The sequence below is a fragment of the Halomonas sp. RT37 genome, assembly GCF_040070525.1.
Classification (GTDB): domain Bacteria; phylum Pseudomonadota; class Gammaproteobacteria; order Pseudomonadales; family Halomonadaceae; genus Halomonas; species Halomonas litopenaei.
The window spans coordinates 3,662,168-3,681,619 of the sequence record NZ_CP098827.1 but is presented as its reverse complement, the minus strand read 5'-3'; the positions used below and the strand labels follow the sequence as shown (position 1 = coordinate 3,681,619).

Here is a 19,452-nt window from a genome sequence, read left to right as displayed (position 1 = left end):
CATGGAAGCGGAACTGTTGGAAATCAGCCAGCATATGGGGCGCTTTGCGCCCTTTGACGGGCTGTCGGAGGAGTTGCTGGACGAGGTCGCCGGACAGGTGCAGGTCAGCTACTTCAAGGCCGGCTCGACCATTCTCGAGCTTGATGCCGTGCATCAGGAGTTCTGCTACATCCGCAGCGGCGCGGTGGAGGTCACCCGGCGCAACGGAGAGCTCTACAACCTGCTGGGGGAGGGCGACATCTTTGGCCACTTCAGCCTGCTGCGCCACAGTCGCGTGCGCTTCCCGGCCAGGGCGCTGGAAGACAGCCTGATCTACTTCATCCCCGAGGCGATGTTTCACCAGCTGTGCGAAGCCGACGAGCAGTTCGCCGAGTTCGTCGAGGTGGATCGCCCACGGCTCGAGACGGCGGTGGAAAGTCAGCGCAAGAACAACGACATGATGGTGACGCGGATCCGCAAGCTGCTGACCCGCTATCCCGTCATGGTCGAGGCGCGAGCCACGGTGCAGGAGGCGGCGCGCCAGATCAGCGAGTCCCAAGCCTCGGCGGTGCTGGTGCTGGACAAGCCCGAGAACAACCCGCGCTACACCTTCAGGGATAGTGAAGGTGGCTACTGGCAGGTCACCGGGATCCTGACCGACAGCGACTTTCGCACCAAGGTCGTGGCCGAGGGGCTGTCGCCGGATACTCCGGTGGGTGAGGTCGCCGGCCGCCGCCTGATCGCGGTGCAGTCCGACGAGTCGGTGCAGGAGGCGATGCTGTGCATGTTGCGCAACAATATCCACCACCTGCCGGTGATGCACCGTCGTTCGCCGGTGGGCATCGTGCACCTCTCCGACATCATTCGCTACGAGACCCAGAGCAGCCTCTATCTGGTCAGCAATATCTTCCATCAGCCGTCGGTGGAGTGTCTGGCCAAGCTGGCGCCGGACGTCCAGGCCGCCTTTGTGCGCATGGTTCACGACGGTGCCGACTCGCAGATGGTGGGCAAGGCGCTGTCGACCATCGGGCGCAGCTTCACCCGACGGCTTCTGGAGATGGCGGAAGAGGAGCTCGGGCCGCCACCGGTGCCGTACTGCTTCATGGCGCTGGGCTCGATGGCGCGCAACGAGCAGAGCATCGTCACCGACCAGGACAATGCTCTGGTACTGTCCGATGACTTCGATCCAGCGTTGCACGACGAGTACTTCGCGACCATGGCCAAGCGGGTCAGCGATGGCCTGGCCGCCTGTGGTTATACCTACTGCAAGGGGGACGTGATGGCCACCAATCCGAAGTGGCGCCAGCCGCTGTCGGTGTGGAAGGGCTACTTCACCGAATGGATCGAGCGGCCGTCACCGGAAGGGCTGCTGCACAGCTCGATCTTCTTCGATCTGGACACGGTCCACGGTGACAATCCGCTGGTGGAGGAGTTGCAGGACCTGGTCGCCACCAAGGCGTCGAAGCACAAGCGCTTTCTTTCCGCCATGGCGCGTAATGCGCTGAATCGGACGCCGCCGCTGGGCATCTTCCGCACCTTCGTGATGGAGAAGGACGGCAAGCACAACAACTCGATCAATCTGAAGCGTCGCGGCACGGCGCCGATGGTGGACCTGATCCGTATCCATGCCCTGGCCTGCGGTTCCCGCGCCCAGAACAGCTTTGACCGCCTGGACGATATCGATCGCACCCAGTTGCTGGCGCCCGGGGTCAGTGACAAGCTGCGCTACGCGCTCGAGTTTCTGTCCATGTCGCGGATTCGTCACCAGGTCATCGATCTGGAGCACGAGCACGAGCCCGACAACAATATCGAGCCGGAAAACGTCTCCAGCGAGGAGCGACACAATCTCAAGGATGCCTTCCAGGCGCTCAGCAACGCCCAGAAGTTCCTCAAGTTCCGTTATCCCCTTACCAGCAGGTAGCCGCCATGCCGTTGCTTCGCCCCAAGACTCGCTCGGCGCCGGATTGGCACGACTACCTGGTCGCCCGACGTCAGAAGAGCCGCCAGCAGGCGCTGGTGGACTTCTTCGCCGGGGCCGACCTGTCGCCGATCCTGCCGATTCAGGAGGCGCCGCTGATGGCACTGGACCTGGAGACCACCGGGCTCGATCCCAGGCGTGACGAGATCGTCTCGATTGGCCTGGTGCCCTTTTCGCTGTCGCGTATTCGGCTCGCCGAGCGGCGCTACTGGGTGGTGCGTCCCCATCGCACCCTGAACGCCGAGTCGGTGACCTTTCATCACATCACCCACGCCGATATCCAGGGGGCTCCGCGGATCGAGGAGGTGCTCGCCGATGTCTTCCGCGCCATGGCCGGCCACCTGCTGGTGGTGCACTTTCGCCATATCGAGAGGTCCTTTCTGGACGCCGCGGTACGAGCGGCCTGGAAGGAGTCACTGAGCTTCCCGGTGATCGACACCATGTCGCTGGAGGCGCGCATCCACCGTCAGTCGACCATGGCGCGCTTTCGTCGCTGGATGGGCCGACCACCCAGGTCGATCCGCCTGCACGACAGTCGGCTGCGCTACGGGCTACCGCATTATCATGGCCACCACGCCCTGACCGACGCCATCGCCACGGCGGAGTTGCTGCAGGCGCAAGTAGCCGGCAACTACGGCCCGGAGACGCCCATCGGCATGTTGTGGAGCTGAATAAGGGAGTTGAGCTGCCCGTCGAGGCGTCAGCCATCTCTCCAAAAGAAAAGCGGCAGCCCGAGGGCTGCCGCTTTTTTCATGCACTTGCTGTCTGCGTAAGGCTGGCCTAGACCGCCTTGGGCTCGCTCATCAGGCCCTTGATGATGGCGTAGCAGGCCACCAGCAGCACCAGGGTGAACGGCAGCCCGGTCGAGACCGCCGCCGCCTGCAGGGCGGTAAGACCGCCGCCCAGCAGCAGGGCGATGGCGATGGCGCCTTCGATGATGGCCCAGAACACGCGCTGCGGCTTGGGTGCGTCGACCTTGCCGCCGGCGGTGATCGAGTCGATGACCAGCGAACCGGAGTCCGAAGAGGTCACGAAGAACACGATGACCAGCACGATGCCGATGAAGGAAGTGATCGAGGCCAGCGGCAGCTCGCCGAGCATGGCGAACAGCTTGAGCTCGAGTGCGGCGTCCTGGACGCCCTGGAAGCCGTCGGTGATGTACTGCTCGATGGCGGTACCGCCGAAGGAGGTCATCCACAGCACCGATACCAGGGTCGGGACCAGCAGCACGGCGGTGAGGAACTCACGCACGGTGCGGCCACGGCTGACCCGGGCGATGAACATGCCGACGAACGGAGACCAGGAGATCCACCAGGCCCAGTAGAAGGCGGTCCAGCCCTGGACGAAGTTGGCGTCCTCGCGACCGAAGGGGTTGGACAGCGCCGGCAGCTCGGCCAGGTAGTGACCCAGGTTGGTGAAGAAGCCGGTGGCGATGGCCAGAGTCGGGCCCACCAGGATCACGAACGCCAGCAGCAGGAAGGCCAGCACCATGTTCACCTGGGACAGGCGCTGCACACCCTTCTCGACGCCAAGCATGATGGAACACAGGGCGACAGCGGTAATGCCGGCGATCAGCAGCACCATGGTGGTGTCGGTATTCGGCGTACCGAACAGCTCGTTCAGGCCGGCGGCAGCCTGAGAGGCACCAAGCCCCAGCGAGGTGGCCAGACCGAACAGGGTGGCAAAGACCGCCAGGATGTCGATCAGGTGGCCCGGCCAGCCCCATACGCGCTCGCCCAGGATCGGGTAGAACACCGAGCGCATGGTCAGCGGCAGACCCTTGTTGAAGGCGAAGATGGCCAGTGACAGGCCGACGATGGCGTAGGCCGCCCAGGGGTGCAGACCCCAGTGGAAGATGGTTGCCGCCATGCCGAGATCGACCGCGGCCTGTTCGTCACCGGCGGCGGCGCCCAGCGGAGCCCAGTCGGTACGTATGCCGTTTTCGCCGACCGAAGTGCCCCCGAGCGCGGTGGAGAAGTGGGTCATCGGCTCGGACACGCCATAGAACATCAGACCGATGCCCATGCCGGCGGCGAACAGCATGGCGAACCAGCCCATGTAGCTGTAGTCGGGCGTGGCCTCGGCACCACCGATGCGGACCTTGCCCAGCGGGGTGAAGATCAGTACCAGTGCCAGCAGCACGAATACGTTGCCGCCGAGCAGAAAGACCCAGGACAGGTTGCTGGTCAGCCAGCCACGGATGCCATTGAAGAACGGCTCGGCGCCGCCCTGAAAGGCCAGGGTCAGGATCACGAAGACCAGGATCAGCAGCGACGAGACGGTGAACACCTTGCCGTGCAGGTCCACGTCCACGCCGAAGGACTTGGTGACGATATTGTCCTGACCGATAACGTAGTCCGTATCGATCAGGTTGGCTGGCCCCTCCGGGGCCGGTACTCCTTCACTACCGGTATCGGCAGATGAAGGCTTGTGGTTGGGGTCTTTTTCCACGTGCGATCTCCCTTGCGTTTAAAAATGGTAACTGTGGCGTCACGCCATCGACTCGGAGCGGGGTCGCGGCTGGCTCGCCTGTCATCGATACCGTATGGTCCAGCCTGCCTGAAGTGTGGCCTGCCTGAGCCAGCTTGCCAGTTGTGCCGTCAACGGCATCTGTTCGAAGGCCGCCCGGGCACGCCTGGGTCAGCTTGCCACGATCGTCCGAGACCCAAGGTTCTGCCGGCGACCGCTTGCACCGCGTGGGCGACGCAGGTGCTGGCCGCAACGACAGCAGGGGCGCCCCGGGGCACCCCTGACCATTGCCACAGCATCATGACGGTGGCGTGGCATCTATCGGACTCAGGCCTCGCCGAGCCACTCCTTGACCACGTCCTGGTTATCCTCGACCCACTTCTGGGCGTTTTCGTAGGGATCGGTGTCGTCTTCCTGATTCATCAGCATGACTTCACCCATCATTTCCGTGGTCCACTCGAAGTTCTCGAGGATGGCGTAGGCCTCCGGCATGTCCTCTTCGAGGCCCTGACGGACGATGGTGTGGATCTGTTCGGCACCACCGTAGACGCCCTGGGGGTCCTCGAGGTACTTGAGGTCCCAGCGGGCGAACATCCAGTGCGGGGTCCAGGTGGTGACCACGATCGGCTCGCCACGGTCGATGGCGCTGCCCAGTGCGGCGGTCATGGTGGCGCCGCTGCCGGTGCGCAGGTCCAGGTCGAGCTCGTAGGCGTCGACCACTTCCTCGGTCAGACGCATCAGGCCGGCGCCGGGATCGATACCGATGATCTCGCCATTGAACTGGTCGGCGTGTTCATTGAGCTCATCAATCGAGTTGACCTCGGAATCTGCCGGAACCGCAAGGCCCAGCTTGGTGCCGTCGAGGTTGACGCCGGCATCGACCAGCTGGTCCTGGAGGCGCGCGTAGTAGTCCTCGTGGGTGGTCGGCAGCCAGCCGGCGAGCAGAGCGTCGGCGTCGCCGCTGGCGACGGACTGCCACATGGCCGCGGCAGACAGTGCGGAGGTCTCGACCTCGTAGCCGGCCTGTTCGAGCACAGCACGAACCACGTTGGTGGACGCCACGGTGGACGACCACTCGACGTAGGCCAGGTGCACGGAACCCTTGTCCTGGGCGTGAACACTGGTGGCGGCGGCGCTGATGGCCAGGGCCAGACCGAGAGAACGAGTTGCCTTGGGTGACATGGTGCGACTCTCCTTGCGATAAGAGGTATTAGCGTGAAGCAGGCGACAGTGTCTTGCAAATGCCGCCCCGCAGGCTCCCCCGGCCGAGGGAGCCCGCGTCGAGCGTTTACTGCTTGCGCTCCTTGCGCAGGGACTGGGTCAGGCGATCCAGCAGCATCGCCAGGATGACCACCGCGATGCCGGCCTCGAAGCCATCGCCCGGACGCAGTCGCTGGATGGCTCGCCAGACCTCGCTGCCCAGGCCATCGGCGCCGATCATAGCGGCGATCACCACCATCGACAGGGCCAGCATGATGGTCTGGTTGATGCCGGCCATTACCGTGGGCAGCGACAGCGGCAGCTGCACCTTGACTAGCTTCTGGCCGCGGGTGGCGCCGTAGGCGTCGGCGGCCTCGATCAGCTCCACCGGTACCTGACGGATGCCCAGGGTGGTGAAGCGAATGGCCGGCGGCATGGAGAAGATCACGGTGGCAAAGATCGCCGACACCGAGCCGATACCGAAGAACGGGATCGCCGGGATCAGGTAGACGAAGGCCGGCATGGTCTGCATGAAGTCCAGCACCGGCATGATCAGGCGGTAGAGTCGATCGGACAGCGCCGCGGCGATACCCACCGGCAAGGCGATGACCACCGCCACCAGGGTGGCGATGACGACCAGGGTCAGGGTCTCGATCATCGGGTCCCACAGATCGAGGTTCCAGATCAGGCCAAGGCCCAAGACCGCGCCGATGGCGAGCCTGGGGCTTGCCATCTTCCAGCACAGGCCGGCGATGATCAGCAGCAGGGCCCAGTCGGGCAGCCACATCAGGGCGTCATTGAGGCCGTCGATACCGGTCTGGGTAATCCGCGAGATGCCGCGGGTGACGGCAGAGTATTCGGTGGTCAGCCAGCTCAGGCCGGTTTCGATCCAGTCACCGAGGGGAATGCGAGGAATCTCGATCGCCATTAGTGGTCTCCTGCCTGTGCCAGTTCATCCAGTACCGCGCCCTTGACCACCACGCCCAGCAGGCGTCGCTCGTCGTCGATGACGGCGATGGGGAAGCTCTTTTCGTTGAACAGCGCGAACAGATTGTGCAGCGGCTCGTCGGGTCCCACGGTGCGGAAGTCCTGGGTCATCACGCTATCCAGTCGATCCTGTCCGCTCTGGATGGCGCTGTTGGCGGCGTCGGCCTCGACCAGTCCCTTGAGCTTGCGATCGCGGCTGGTGACGTAGATCGAGTCCATGGCGTTTTCTTTCATCTTGCGCAGTGCGGTACGCGGGCCGTCGTCCTCGCGGGCGGTGGCACGCACCGGGCGCATGGCGCTCTCGGCGGTCAGCACCCGGGACATGTCGACGCCTTCGATGAAGCGCTCGACGTAGTCGTCGGCCGGCTTGGTCAGGATCTCCTCCGGCGTGCCGATCTGCACCACCTCACCGTCCTTGAGCAGGACGATGCGGTCACCGATGTTCAGCGCTTCGTCTAGGTCGTGGGTGATGAACACCGTGGTCTTCTTCATGCGGTGCTGGAGTTCCAGCAACTCCTGCTGCATATCCTTGCGGATCAGCGGGTCGAGCGCCGAGAAGGCCTCGTCCATCAGCAACACGGTCGAGTCATTGGCCAGCGCCCGGGCCAGGCCAACACGCTGCTGCATGCCGCCGGACAGCTGATTGGGGTAGGCGTCTTCCCAGCCATTCAGCCCGACCTGTGTCAGGGCGTCACGGGCGGTCTTGGTGCGGGTGTCGGCATCGATGCCGCGAATCTCCAGCCCGAACTCCGCGTTCTGCTGCACGGTCCGATGGGGGAACAGGGCAAAGTTCTGGAAGACCATCGAGAAGTGGCGACGACGGCACTCCAGCAGTGCCTTGTCGGAGAGCTGCGGAATGTCTTCGCCGTCGATGATGATCTCGCCTTCGGTGGGCTCGATCAGCCGGTTGAGGCAGCGGATCAGGGTCGACTTGCCCGAGCCTGAGAGGCCCATGATCACTAGCAGTTCGCCTTCATGGACGTCGAAGTCGATGTTCGACAGGCCCAGGGTCTGGCCGGTCTTGTCCAGGATTTCAGGACGCTTGAGCCCTTCATCGCGTAGCTTGAGTGCCTTCTTCGGCTGGTCGCCGAAGACCTTGCTCAGCCCGCGAACCTTGATCTTGACGGATCGGTTCTCGCTCATGGGTAGGGGTGCCTTGTTGGGTTGCGTAAACACGTCCAGCCGGTCGAACGATGAAGGTCGACGTCACGTGCATCCTGGCGTCGGCGTTCATCGTCCAGCGCTGGCGCGGCTGCGTCAGGGGCGGCACTCCTTGCCGCATCCCCACGGCTGAACAGCATGCCAGCTTTCACCGTTGAGGCGCAGAAAGGTGCAATACCCTAAAGGTCTTTGAAAGATCATTCAAATTCAGCATGGGCGCACGTTCACTGAATCGAGAAAGCCCCGGTGGGTGCGGTATTGGGTAGAAGTGGGGGAGAAGCCCATGCCGGAACGGCATGGGCAAGGGGAGCTATTTCCATGTCACGCTCCGTATCGGCGCCGCTCAGCGTACCCGCGTCAGCCTGATCAGACGGCCGGGATCGCTGTCGGTCAGCAGGTAGATGGCGCCGTCGGGGCCGAGCCGCACGTCGCGGATGCGGCCGACCTCGCCATCCAGCACCACCTCGCGCTCGATGATGCTGTCGCCCTCGAGGCGCAGGCGCAGCAGTCGCTCGCCGCGAAGCCCGCCCGCCAGCAGATCGCCCTGCCAGGCAGGGAATTCTTCACCGCTGACCACGGCGAGCCCGGACGGCGCAAAGCGTCCTTCGAACACATGCACCGGATCGCGCATGCCCGGGGCACTGTCGACGCCCAGCGGCAGGTTGGTGGCGTAGTCGCGTCCGAGGGTCACCTCGGGCCAGCCGTAGTTCTCGCCGGGCAGAATACGATTGAGTTCGTCGCCGGTGCGCGGGCCATGCTCGGTCGACCACAGGGTGCCGTCGGCAGCCTGGGCAAGGCCTTGAGGGTTGCGGTGGCCGATCGAGTAGACCTCTGGGGCCGCGTCATCGTCGAAGCCCGGATTGTCCGGCGCGGGATCGCCGTCTGCGGTCAGCCTGAGCAGGCTGCCGGCGTGGTCTGCCGGGTCCTGGGCGCGGCTCTTGCTGACGCCGCGATCGCCGATGGTCAGCCACAGCAGGCCCTGGTCGTCGAACAGCAGGCGGCCACCGTAATGGCGGCCTGGCGTGGAAAAGCGATTCTGCACAAAAATTGGCGTTATCGCGCCCAGGGCGTCGTCCTCGAACCTGACCCGTGATACCGCCGTGGCGTCGTCCGAGTCGCCGTCCTTGCCGGGCTGCGCCCAGCTGAAGTAGAGCCAGTCGTGGGTGCCATCGCCGAATTGCGGATGCAGCGCCAGGTCAAAGAGCCCACCCTGGCCGCGGTGTGAGACCTCCGGCAGGCCGTCGAGTCTCTGGACATCACCGTCATCCACCAGCGCCAGGGTCCCGGGCTGCTCGGCGACCAGCATGCGCCCATCGGGCAGAAAGGCCAGCGACCAGGGGGTGTCCAGCTCATCGGTGATCAGCTCGAGCGCGACCGGGTGATGAAGCCCCGGCACCTGCTCGGGCAACGACGCCGCCTGGGCGCCTGCAGGCAATGACAATGTCAGCAGGGCGAGGGTGAGGCTTCGCAACATGGAGACTCCGCACGGCAAGTATGGGTTTCCGGTGGCGGACCGCTTCCCAGTCCCGGGCACGCCGAGCGGCGATGGCGTGCCAGGTCGACGGAGACGCTTTTCCTGCCAAGGTCAACAAGCGTTACAGCAGCAGCGCCAGCAGCACCGGTAGATAGATCAAGGATAGCAGTGTGGAACAGAACACCAGGCTCGCCACATAGGCGGGCTCGCGCTGGGACTTCTGGGCAAACAGATAGTTGAACACCGCCACCGGCATGCTCATCTGCAGCACCAGGATCGCCAGTGCCATGGGGGGCAGGTCAAGCCAGATGCCTATGCCCCAGGCCACGCCCGCCGCCAGGGGGATGCGCAAGAGGCTGAACCAGACGCCCGAGCGCAGGCTTCTGACCTGGATGCTGGCCAGCGACACCCCCAGGGTGATCAGCATCAGCGGCACGGTGAAGCCTGAAATCAGATCGACGCTGTTCTGCAGCCACAGCGGCAGTTCGGTGTCGGTGAACAACAGCGCGATGGAGATCAGGATGGCGTAGACCGTGGGCGTCTTGACCAGCGACTTCAGCGGATTGCCGCGACTGGCCAGCATGGTGCCCAGGGTGAACTGGAACAGCGACACCGTCACCATCACCGTGATGCCGAAGGCGAAACCTGCCTCGCCGAAGGCGTAGAGGATCACCGGTAGCCCCATGTTGCCGGTGTTGGGGTACATGGTGGGAGCCAGCAGTACCCGCCAGTCCTTGCGCAGCACCAGCGCCAGCACGAAGGCCAGCGCGGCCATGGCGCACAGCACCAGGGCGGCTGCCAGCATGGTGCGACCGAAGCTCGAGGCGTCGATCTCGGCGCCCGCCAGCGAGGCGATCACCAACGCAGGCGTACCGATGTTGAACACCAGTTTGGTGACGAAGGCCACTGGATAGTCGAAACCGCGGCGGATCCAGAAGAATCCGAGACCGGCGCCGGTGATCACCGGCGCCATCACGGCGAAGAGTTGGGCAAACATGCGAGGATCTATCTCCTTATCGGTCGACACCCGGGGCCTTGGCACCCTGTCGGTCTGGAGTACGCTGCCGGCCAGTGACGCCGACAGCAGGCGCGGCTTGCCGGGCCTGTCGAGAGCGAGCGGCCTGGTGCTCCAGCGACATCGTCAAGCGCTCTATCAGACCCGCCATCAGCCGGTACTCGGCGCCGTCATCCGCCTGTCGTTCAAGCGTCTGCAGCAGCCGGTTGCCGTATTCACGAGCTCTATCTGGTGCGTGGCCTCTGGCGCTGGCGCCGTAGTCGTCGGCGAGGGCGGCGGCGAGCTCGTCAAGGGCGAGGTCGAGCGCGTCACTGCGCCCGCCCAGCCGTCGCCGCAGATTGAGGCTGGCGTAGCCAAGGTCCAGCCCCACCAGGCCCAGCGAAAATAGATAGCGGCGTTCTTCCGGGAGGCTGTCGTCGTGCTGGGCGAGCCTGAGTAGGCGGTCCGCCATGGTACCACCGAAGCGTGACTCGGCTTCATGCAGGCTGCGCCGGTGAAGCCCGTGGAGGTCGTTCACCGTGGCGCTGACCAGCCGGTGCTTGCGAATGGTGGTGGGGAGGCCTGGCGCCAGGCGAAAGGCCATCACCACGGTGGAGAGCCCGAGCAGCAGGGCGATAGCGCGGCCGAGGAAGCCGTCGACGGAAAAGTCCATGCCATTGCCGGGCATGGTCAGCAGGATGTTGCCGATGGTGAAGGCCAGGCAATAGCCCATCAAGCGGGGGTTGGCGGCGCCCAGCAGACCAAGGAACAAGGGCGGCATGAACACCAGCGCGAGGGTGACGAAGTCATTGGCCTGGGCCAGCAGTACATGGCCGAACAGCAAGGCGCTGGGCACCGCCGCCAGCATGCCCTTGAGGAAGGTGGTGGCGACCGCTGCCGGATTGTCGCGGGTCGCGAAGAAGGCCGAGAACAGGGTGCCGACCAGCATCGCGATCTGACCATTGTCCCAGGCGGTGTAGCGCCAGACGATGGCCAGCAGGGTGAACACCAGTCCGGCTCGCAGTCCGTTGAGGGCGGCTTCCAGATGATCCCGGTGAAAGGCCAGCGCCGGCGCCTTGAGGCGGCGTTTGCCGGGGGTGTGGATCGCCTCCCGCGCATCGAGGATGATCAGGGCGTGGCCGAGGGCCTCGCGCAGGCCGAGATGGATGCGCCGTTGCAGCAGCGCCTCTGGTGACTCGGTAGTGCGTGTCGTAGCGGGGTCGCTGGTGATGGGCCCACTGGCGCTGCGCCCGCACCGGGCTGTGGTTTGGCCTGCGGCCTGGTCTGGGGCCTGGTCCGAGGCCAGGTCTGGGGCCTGGTCTAAGTCCGGGGCTATGTCCTCGTCCAAGTCTGCGGCCATGCACTGAAGGGCCCGATGCCTGAGCGCCTGCAGCCGCTGGCGGGCCTGGGCCACACCGCTGCCCTCGGCGCTTTGGCGCAGGTCACTGGCCATGTCCTCGATCAGGCGTCGGGTGGACGATGGCAGCTCGCCGCCGTGGGAGCGCAGCAGTTGCTGGAGCGCGTGGAGGATCGCCAGCAGGCGGGCGGTGCGCACCGTCAGCACATGGCTGGCGCGTAGCCGGCCGATGCCTTCCGGGCCTTCGTAGCGTGCCGCCTGACTATCGGTTTCCAGCTGGGTCAGGGGTTGCAGACTGGCGGTCAGGGTGGCTTGCAGGGCAGCGATATCGGGGCTGTTGTCCAGGCGCAGGGCGCCGTGCAGGAAGGCCTGATTGACCACCTGATCGGCCAGGCCGGCGAGATGATCACGGACCTGAATCGGCCACAGCAAGGCGCTGACCAGGGTGGCGCAGATGGCCCCCAGCGCCAGCTCCGACAGGCGCGCCACGGCCACCGCGAACAGACCCGTGGGGGCGCTGGCGGTGATGACCACGATCAGCATGGCGGTGACGGCCGCCATGATGCAGCCGAAGGAAGCGTTGTTGCGGGTCACCGAGGCGGCGTAGGCGCACAGGATGATCCAGGCGGTCAGACAGACCAGTGCCGGTGTCGGCGACTGCACGAACAGCGACATGATGGCGATGCCGGCGAGGCAGCCGACGACGGTGCCGGTGATCTGGCTGATGCCTTTCTCCAGCACCATGCCGCTCATCGGGCGAATCTGCAGAAAGGCGGCGGAAATCAGCGCCCAGTAGGGACGATCGAGGTCGCACCAGAGAGCAATGTACAGCGCCAGACCCATGGCCAGGGTGGCCTTGATGGCGAACTTGACCGCACTGGCCGGCGGCGTCAGGTAGGCCTGCCACCATACCGAAAAAGGCATCAGCGAGACTCGGGCCGGACCCGCACCGTGGCGGTCATGCCGGCGCTCAGGTCGAGGTTGGTCGGCACCTCGTCGAGGGCGATGCGTACCGGAATGCGCTGGGCCAGGCGCACCCAGCTGAAGGTGGGCTCGACCTGGGGCAGCAGCTGGTCGTTGGGGGTGGCGTTGTCATTGGCGATGGCTCGTCCGATGCTGTCGACGTGGCCATCCAGCTCGAGGTTGCCGCTCATCAGAATGACCTTGGCTGGATCGCCCACGGCCAGGGCAGGACGCTTGGTCTCCTCGAAGTAGGCGGTGACGTAGTAGGAATCCTCCACCACCAGCGCCATGACCGAGGTGCCCCGATTGACGTAGTTGCCCTGAGTGAGCTTGAGGTTGATCAGGTGCCCCGGGGCCGGGGCGGTGACCTCGGTGCGCTCCAGGTCCAGGCGGGCGCTGGTCAGGTCACTGCGGGCCTGGTCGAGGGAGGCGGCGGCGACATCGCGGTCACGATTGGCGCTTTCGCGATTCTCGGCGCTGATCGCCTGGCGGCTGAGCTGCTCTCGCCGCGACGCCTCGTGTTCCTTCAGTGCAAGCTCGGCCTCACGCTGGGCGACGATGGCAGAGGCCTTGGCCAGGGCGGCCTGGTAGCGAGCATCGTCGATACGAAACAGCACCTGGCCTTTTTCAACGTGGTCGTTGTCGTCGACCGCAAGGGCGATCACCCGGCCCGAGACGTCGGGTGCCACGGTGATGATGTCGGCGCCGACTCGGGCGTCACGGGTCCAGGGGCTGTACAGATAGTAGCGCCATAGCCACAGTCCGGCAGCCACGGCGGCGGCGACCACCGCCAGGGTGATCAGCACGCGCAGGGTCTTGCGCATTCAGGCGCCTCCGCTGGCAAGCGCACCCCACCAGGCGACCCCGGCGGTGCACAGAACGAAAAGAGAGGTGTCCAGCCACGCCTCGTACCACAGCCGAGAGGTGCCACACAGGCGGTGCAGGGCGAAGCGCAGTACTGCGGCGAGCAGCAGTCCGATCAGGGCGTAGACCAGCAGTGGGCTGAAATAGATACCGCCAAGCGCGACTTCCTTGAGCGCCATGCTGGGCCTCCCCGGGATTCAACCGTGCGGTTGTGAATCGTGTAACCGAGACCAAGCGTAGCAAACATGCAAGCAAGGCGGGAGGGGCTCACCCTGCCTGACGGCGGGGCAGGGCTGTGGTCTCCAGGGCTCGCCAGGCGTCCGGCACGGCGTCGCGCAGATGGTCGAGCAGGGCGCTGACCTTGCGCGGCTGATGGCCGAAACCGTAAAGCAGGGTCACCGGCAGCGGTGCCAGCGACCAGTCTTCCAGGCAGCGCACCAGTTCGCCGGGGTGATGGCGTTCGCGGGCTTCGGTGGTCCACACCGGCAGGATGCCGAGCCCGCGTCCCCGGGCGATGGCGTCGATATGCAGCATCGACTGGTCGACGCGAAAGCGTGACGCCGGTGGCTGGAAGTGCACCGTGCCGCCGTGACGGTGGGACAGGGTGATGCCGCCCTGACTGTCGCCCATCAGGTCGATCCAGGCGTGATGGCCAAGGGCGTCGGGAGCCTCCGGGGTACCGTGCTTCGCCAGATAGTCCGGATGAGCGTAGATGCCGCGCTCCAGCGCGCCGAGGCGCTCCTGGCGCAGGTTGCCCTCGTCGGTCTCGCCAAGCCATACGCAGATGCCCTGGAAGTCGGGATCCCGTGGCGCCGTTTCGCCGGTACTCAGCGTCAGGCGTATCGCCGGATGACGTTCCAGAAAGGTCTCCATCACGCCGCCCAGCCAGCTTCGCGTCAGGGTGCGATGGGCTTCGACATGAAGCTCGCCGCTGACGTCCTCGCGCAGGCTGTCCAGGGTGCGCTGACCCTGTTCGGCGAGTTCCAGGATTTCCCGACTGATCACGTAGTAGCGCTGTCCGGCCTCGGTGGGCAGGAGCTGGTTGGCCTGACGCTTGAGCAGCGGCTGGCCCAGCCGCGACTCGAGCTGGCTGATTCGCCGGCTCAAGGTCGACTTCGCCAGACCCAGCTGGATGGCGCTCTGGGTCAGGCTTCCGGTCTCCATGACGCGGTTGAAGGCAAGCAGTTCGTCGAGATCTGGCATGGCATCACGCAAGCGGGAAGAGGGGCAACACGAACCGCCAGTATGCCACGGGATCGTGCGGATGAAAATCATTCTCCCTTGTGCTGACGGCCTCTACCGCATGCCAGCCGTGCACGTCCTGCGCGTGGAGCGACACAAGCCGGGAGGGCAGGCGGGCAAGGCGAGTAGGGGCGGGCGAATCAGGCAGGCAAGGCAGGCAAGGCAGGCAAGACAGGCAAGACAGGCAAGACAGGCAAGACAGGCAAGACAGGCAAGACAGGCAAGACAGGCAAGACAGGCAAGACAGGCAAGACAGGCAAGACAGGCAAGACAGGCAAGGCAGACAAGGCAGGCAAGCCAGCTTCGGGAGGGGGTTGCGAGAGTTGCAACGTCACGTTCACGAGCAATTGTGCAACTTTGATGGAAGAATCTAAATGATAAATATTCACATTCATTGTTGTGCGCAGGTCGTCTCGACCCAGGGCGGCGGTCCTGAAACGCCAGCCATTGCGCGTGCCACCGGGTGGCTTGCCACCCCTTTTCGGAGTCATGAAGAAGATGTTGCCTCAGCGCTTGTCAGCTCAACCTCTGTCATCTCGCAGCCTGTCACCTCGTTGCCTGTCGCTTCACCCTCTATCGCTTCACATTCGCCGCCTGGCGGCGGGGCTGTCGGGGATCGCCCTGTGTGGCGCAGTGCCGGCGCTCGGCGCCGAAGACATGGCGCTTGATGACGTGGTGGTCACCGCCTCAGGCTTCGATCAGAGCGTGGCCGATGCGCCGGCCTCGATCAGCGTAGTGACCCGGGAGGATCTGGAAAAGCGCTACTACCAGGACGTCACCGACGCCCTACGTGACGTGCCCGGGGTGATCGTGACCGGCGGCGGCGGTGGTGACAACGGTTACGACATCAGCATGCGCGGCATGCCCGCGGAGTACACCCTGCTGCTGATCGACGGGCGCCGTGTCAGTACTCGTGAGACCCGCCCCAACGGCAGCGCCGGCTTCGAGCAGGACTGGCTGCCGCCACTGCAGGCCATCGAGCGCATCGAGGTGGTGCGTGGCCCCATGGCCACTCTTTACGGCTCCGATGCCATCGGTGGGGTGATCAACGTCATCACCCGCAAGGTGGCCGATGAGTGGCACGGCAACCTGCAGCTCGACACCATGCTGCAGGAAGACAGCGCGTCCGGCGACAGCCGTCAGGCCAACTTCTATACCTCTGGTCCGCTGGTCGAGGGGCTGGCCGGGCTGACCCTCTACGGCCGTGCGACCCAGCGCGATGAAGACAATATCCTCTATGGCTACGAGGACAAGCAGGTCCAGAGCCTGACCGCGAGGTTGTCGCTGACACCCAGCGTCAACCACGACCTGGCGCTGGAGGCCAGTCGCACCGAGCAGCAGCGCGAGGGGCTGGTGGGCAACAGCGTCGATCCGGACGGTTGTCGTGGCGGCTGTGAGGACAGCTTCGACGACTACACCCAGGAGTACGTCGCCCTGACCCATACCGGGCGTTTCTCCTTCGGCACCAGCGAGACCTATGTCCAGCGCGAGGTGTCCGAGAACGAGACCCGCGAGATGGAGATCACCAACACCAACGCCAAGTCGAGCCTGGTGGTGCCGCTCGGTGCCCATATCGTCACCGTCGGGGCAAGCTTCGAGGAAGAGGAGCTGGACGATCGTACCTCGAATCAGATATCGGATCTCACCAATGTCCGCAACAGCCAATGGGCGCTGTTCGCCGAGGACGAATGGATGCTGCTCGACGACTGGTCGCTGACCGGTGGCGTGCGCATGGATCATGACGAGAACTACGGCTCCGAGATCAGCCCACGGCTTTACAGCGTGTGGCACATGACCCAGGACTGGACCCTCAAGGGTGGCGTGTCCACCGGCTATCGCTCTCCGGACCTCAGGGAAATCACCCCGGACTGGGGCCAGGTCAGCCGCGGCGGTGACGTTTACGGCAACCCGGATCTCGAGCCGGAGACCTCGCTCAACAAGGAGCTGGGCCTTCTCTATAACGGGGCTGGCGGGTTGTCGGCCAGCGCCACGCTGTTCCACAACGACTTCGACGACAAGATCACGCGGATCGAGTGTCCGGCCGACGTCTGTACCGACGGCCCCAACCAGTTCGGCAGCAACCCCACCTATCGGGTCAACGTCGACGAAGCGGTCACCCAGGGGGTGGAGCTGTCGCTGTCGACGCCGCTTGGCGACTCGCTCGAGCTGTCGGCGAGCTACACCTACACCGACTCCGAGCAGAAGAGTGGCGAGTACGAGGGCGAGCCCCTGACCCAGCTGCCGGAGCACGAGTTCTCGGCCAGTCTCGACTGGGAGATCAACGATCGCCTGTCCCAGTGGACCCGGGTCACCTACCGTGGCGACGAGAGTCAGCCCACCACCGGACCGTCCCAGAGTGAAATCGTCGCGCCGGACTACACCTTCGTCGACACCGGCCTCGGCTATCAGTTGACCGACGCCGCCCGCGTCAACGTCGGCATCTACAACCTGTTCGATGAAGACATCGACTACGACGAGTATGGCTACGTCGAGGATGGCCGCCGGCTGTGGCTGGGGCTGAACGTCGATTTCTGACCCTCTGGGGGACCAAGGGAAGAAATGGGAATGCCTGTCCGCCATGATCGAACGCATCGTTGCGCGAGCCTGGACGAGAAGGGCAGGTATTCTCAAACGAGATTGATTACTATAAGCGTCAATAGTGATGCCCCGCCCTGGTGCGGGGGAACCGACAAGGAAGATGAGCATGCGTGGAATGTCACCCCTGGCCCGAGGCGCCGTCGCGCTGGGCCAGAAAGTAGGTCCGGGGATCGGCCTGGCACTCGGACTCAGCCTGGCCACCCTGGGGGTGGCCGGCGCCCAGGAGGAACCTCGTGTCCTCGACACCGCCTTCGGTGAGGTCGAGATCCAGGGCCAGCCCGAGCGGGTTGTCACGCTCTACGAAGGGGCACTGGACACCTCCCTGGCCGCCGGGGTGACGCCGCTTGGCGCGGTGGCGACCCGCGCCGCCGAGGACGTGGCCGACTACCTGAAGGATGAGGTGCCCGATATCCAGATCGTGGGCACCGCCGGCGAGGTCAATGTGGAAGCGGTGGTCGGGCTCGAGCCGGACCTGATCCTGGCTTCCTCGCGACTGTCCGAGGATACCTACGCGCTGCTGTCGCAGCTTGCCCCCACCGTGGTGCCGGCGACCGAGGGCTTCGACCCCGAGGCCTGGAAGGACGAGGCGCGGCTGTTCGGCAGGGCGCTGGGCCACGAAAGCGAGATCGATCGGGCCATCGAGACGGTCGAAGCGCGCGCCGCCGAGCTCGCCGCTAGCTTCGAGGCACAGACGTCCCAGGACAACGCCTTCCTGATTCGCTGGATGCCCCAGGGGCCGCTGGTGATGTCCACCGAGCTTTTCACCACCGGCCTGCTCGCCGCCGCCGGCCTCGACGTCCAGGACGATCAGCTGGTGCCGCAGGGACGGCCCCACAGCGACCCGCTGAGCCTGGAGGCGCTGTCCCGGGTCGACGGTGACTGGCTGTTCGTCGCGACCCTGGACGCCAACGGGGCCGAGGCGCTGGATCAGGCGATGCAGAGCGATGCCTTCAAGCGTCTGGCGGTGGTCGGCAACGACCGTGTGGTGGCGGTGGACGGCCAGTTGTGGACCAGTGCCAGCGGTCCCATCGCTGCCCAGGCGGTGCTCGATGACATCGAGCAGGCCCTGGAGGGCGTCGTGACACCGTGAGTGCAGAGCGCAGCTTACCCGCAGGAATCCTGTTCGGCCTTGTCGTTCTGCTTGGGCTCGCCATCATGGCGAGCCTTGTCGTGGGTGCCGGGGAGATCGGTCCGGTGCCGTCGTTTCAGGCGCTGCTGGGCCTGGGCAACGAGGAGGCACGCTTCGTGGTGTGGGACCTGAGGCTGCCGCGGACCCTGGTCGGCCTGGTGGTCGGGGTGGCGCTGGGTGTCTCCGGTACCCTGCTGCAGTCGATCACCCGTAATCCCCTGGCCGAGCCGGGCCTGCTCGGCGTCAGCGCCGGCGCCGCCTTTGCCGTCGCGCTGATGTTGCTGCTGGGTGGCAGCCTGCTGGAGCTGCGCATCGGCGTGGCCCAGCTGGGGGCCTTGCTCGGCTGTCTGTGCGTGCTCGGGGTCAGCCGCATCCGTGGGCTCGGCGCCGATCCGGTGCGCCTGGTGCTGGCGGGGGCGGCCTTTTCGGGGCTGCTTGGCGCGATGACCTCGTTGATCCTGATCACCGACCGGCGCGCCGCCGACGAGATTCGTTTCTGGGTGGTGGGTAGCCTGTCGGGACGGCGGCTCGACGACCTGCTGGCGGTACTGCCCAGCATGGCGCTGGCGGCGCTGGTGCTGGTGATGGTGGTGCGGCCGCTGGCCAGCCTGGCGCTGGGCGAGCGCGCCAGCGCCGGTCTCGGTCACCATCCGGGGCGACTGCGGCTATTGGCCATCCTGATCGTCGCCCTTCTGGTGGGCGGGGCTACCGCTATCGCCGGGCCGATCGCCTTCGTCGGCCTGGTGGTGCCCTTTATCGCCCGTGCCATCGCCGGCCCGGAGCTGCGTCGCACCCTGTGGCTGTGCCTGCCGCTGGGGCCTCTGCTGGTGCTGACCGCCGACGTGATCTCGCGCCGCCTGGTGGCGCCCTCGGAGATGCCGCTGGGGGTGCTGACCGCGCTATGCGGGGCGCCGGTGCTGATCAGCGTCGTTCGCGCCCGCCGTCTGCCGAGCCTGTGACCATGCTGGATGATCGTTCCTTGTCTGCCGCCGCCACCCGCTCGCCGGATGAATATCGCGACTGTCACGACCGCCGCGATGCCAGCGCCACCCCCGAC

General features: G+C 65.4%; 15 protein-coding genes. 5 read left to right on the top strand and 10 right to left on the bottom strand.

Features of this window, described 5'->3' with window-relative positions; translation table 11 throughout:
- Position 1: 1 nt before the first annotated feature.
- The gene (locus NFG58_RS15965; RefSeq protein WP_348826973.1) at positions 2-1,900 is read left to right on the top strand and encodes a DUF294 nucleotidyltransferase-like domain-containing protein; all 1,899 of its coding nucleotides are present in this window, start codon (positions 2-4) and stop codon (positions 1,898-1,900) included.
- Between the two features lie 5 nt (positions 1,901-1,905).
- Positions 1,906-2,628 carry a 3'-5' exonuclease gene (locus NFG58_RS15960; RefSeq protein WP_045992020.1) on the top strand — a complete coding sequence of 241 codons (723 nt, stop codon included), beginning with the start codon at positions 1,906-1,908 and terminating at the stop codon, positions 2,626-2,628.
- A gap of 109 nt (positions 2,629-2,737) precedes the next feature.
- On the opposite strand, the gene NFG58_RS15955 is transcribed toward NFG58_RS15960, so the two are convergent.
- From NFG58_RS15955 to NFG58_RS15910, 10 genes are all read right to left on the bottom strand, one after another.
- Positions 2,738-4,408, bottom strand: a complete 1,671-nt coding sequence (locus tag NFG58_RS15955; RefSeq protein ID WP_108132480.1) for a BCCT family transporter — start codon at positions 4,406-4,408, stop codon at positions 2,738-2,740.
- Between the two features lie 345 nt (positions 4,409-4,753).
- Positions 4,754-5,608 (bottom strand): glycine betaine ABC transporter substrate-binding protein, encoded by an 855-nt coding sequence (locus tag NFG58_RS15950; RefSeq protein WP_045992018.1) that lies wholly within the window; start codon positions 5,606-5,608, stop codon positions 4,754-4,756.
- Positions 5,609-5,714: 106 nt separating this feature from the next.
- Positions 5,715-6,548: a proline/glycine betaine ABC transporter permease gene (locus NFG58_RS15945; RefSeq protein WP_045992040.1), complete on the bottom strand. Its 834-nt coding sequence runs from the start codon at positions 6,546-6,548 to the stop codon at positions 5,715-5,717.
- A 5-nt stretch (positions 6,549-6,553) separates the two neighbouring features.
- Complete coding sequence (locus tag NFG58_RS15940; RefSeq protein ID WP_287164171.1) at positions 6,554-7,756, bottom strand: glycine betaine/L-proline ABC transporter ATP-binding protein; 1,203 nt, start codon at positions 7,754-7,756, stop codon at positions 6,554-6,556.
- Between the two features lie 361 nt (positions 7,757-8,117).
- Positions 8,118-9,248: a PQQ-dependent sugar dehydrogenase gene (locus NFG58_RS15935; protein ID WP_348826972.1), complete on the bottom strand. Its 1,131-nt coding sequence runs from the start codon at positions 9,246-9,248 to the stop codon at positions 8,118-8,120.
- Positions 9,249-9,369: 121 nt separating this feature from the next.
- The gene (locus NFG58_RS15930; protein ID WP_045992015.1) at positions 9,370-10,245 is read right to left on the bottom strand and encodes an AEC family transporter; all 876 of its coding nucleotides are present in this window, start codon (positions 10,243-10,245) and stop codon (positions 9,370-9,372) included.
- Positions 10,246-10,261: 16 nt separating this feature from the next.
- A complete protein-coding gene (locus NFG58_RS15925) occupies positions 10,262-12,523 on the bottom strand; it encodes an FUSC family protein (protein WP_348826971.1) in 2,262 nt (753 codons plus the stop codon).
- A complete protein-coding gene (locus tag NFG58_RS15920) occupies positions 12,523-13,386 on the bottom strand; it encodes an efflux RND transporter periplasmic adaptor subunit (RefSeq protein ID WP_348826970.1) in 864 nt (287 codons plus the stop codon). Before NFG58_RS15920 ends, NFG58_RS15925 begins: the two co-directional genes overlap by 1 nt.
- Positions 13,387-13,605 carry a DUF1656 domain-containing protein gene (locus NFG58_RS15915; protein WP_108132484.1) on the bottom strand — a complete coding sequence of 73 codons (219 nt, stop codon included), beginning with the start codon at positions 13,603-13,605 and terminating at the stop codon, positions 13,387-13,389. It lies immediately after the preceding gene.
- A gap of 88 nt (positions 13,606-13,693) precedes the next feature.
- Entirely contained in the window at positions 13,694-14,629 is a 936-nt protein-coding gene (locus tag NFG58_RS15910; RefSeq protein ID WP_124803206.1) for a LysR family transcriptional regulator, read from the bottom strand.
- 672 nt (positions 14,630-15,301) lie between these two features.
- Here NFG58_RS15910 and NFG58_RS15905 point away from each other — a divergent pair.
- The 3 genes from NFG58_RS15905 (at position 15,302) to NFG58_RS15895 (ending at position 19,354) form a co-directional block, all read left to right on the top strand.
- Entirely contained in the window at positions 15,302-17,203 is a 1,902-nt protein-coding gene (locus NFG58_RS15905; protein WP_348828145.1) for a ligand-gated channel protein, read from the top strand.
- 169 nt (positions 17,204-17,372) lie between these two features.
- On the top strand, positions 17,373-18,356 hold the full coding sequence (locus NFG58_RS15900) for an iron-siderophore ABC transporter substrate-binding protein (protein WP_348826969.1): 984 nt from the start codon (positions 17,373-17,375) through the stop codon (positions 18,354-18,356).
- Positions 18,357-18,385: 29 nt separating this feature from the next.
- Positions 18,386-19,354 (top strand): iron ABC transporter permease, encoded by a 969-nt coding sequence (locus tag NFG58_RS15895; protein WP_274601865.1) that lies wholly within the window; start codon positions 18,386-18,388, stop codon positions 19,352-19,354.
- Positions 19,355-19,452 lie beyond the last annotated feature (98 nt).

Excerpts from the sequence above, each read along its gene's own strand:
- NFG58_RS15930 (WP_045992015.1), bottom strand. The coding sequence starts at position 10,245 with ATGTTTGCCCAACTCTTCGCCGTGATGGCGCCGGTGATCACCGGCGCC.
- NFG58_RS15950 (WP_045992018.1), bottom strand. The coding sequence starts at position 5,608 with ATGTCACCCAAGGCAACTCGTTCTCTCGGTCTGGCCCTGGCCATCAGC.
- NFG58_RS15920 (WP_348826970.1), bottom strand. The coding sequence starts at position 13,386 with ATGCGCAAGACCCTGCGCGTGCTGATCACCCTGGCGGTGGTCGCCGCC.
- NFG58_RS15965 (WP_348826973.1), top strand. The coding sequence starts at position 2 with ATGGAAGCGGAACTGTTGGAAATCAGCCAGCATATGGGGCGCTTTGCG.
- NFG58_RS15915 (WP_108132484.1), bottom strand. The coding sequence starts at position 13,605 with ATGGCGCTCAAGGAAGTCGCGCTTGGCGGTATCTATTTCAGCCCACTG.
- NFG58_RS15900 (WP_348826969.1), top strand. The coding sequence starts at position 17,373 with ATGCGTGGAATGTCACCCCTGGCCCGAGGCGCCGTCGCGCTGGGCCAG.
- NFG58_RS15910 (WP_124803206.1), bottom strand. The coding sequence starts at position 14,629 with ATGCCAGATCTCGACGAACTGCTTGCCTTCAACCGCGTCATGGAGACC.
- NFG58_RS15925 (WP_348826971.1), bottom strand. The coding sequence starts at position 12,523 with ATGCCTTTTTCGGTATGGTGGCAGGCCTACCTGACGCCGCCGGCCAGT.
- NFG58_RS15935 (WP_348826972.1), bottom strand. The coding sequence starts at position 9,248 with ATGTTGCGAAGCCTCACCCTCGCCCTGCTGACATTGTCATTGCCTGCA.
- NFG58_RS15940 (WP_287164171.1), bottom strand. The coding sequence starts at position 7,756 with ATGAGCGAGAACCGATCCGTCAAGATCAAGGTTCGCGGGCTGAGCAAG.
- NFG58_RS15960 (WP_045992020.1), top strand. The coding sequence starts at position 1,906 with ATGCCGTTGCTTCGCCCCAAGACTCGCTCGGCGCCGGATTGGCACGAC.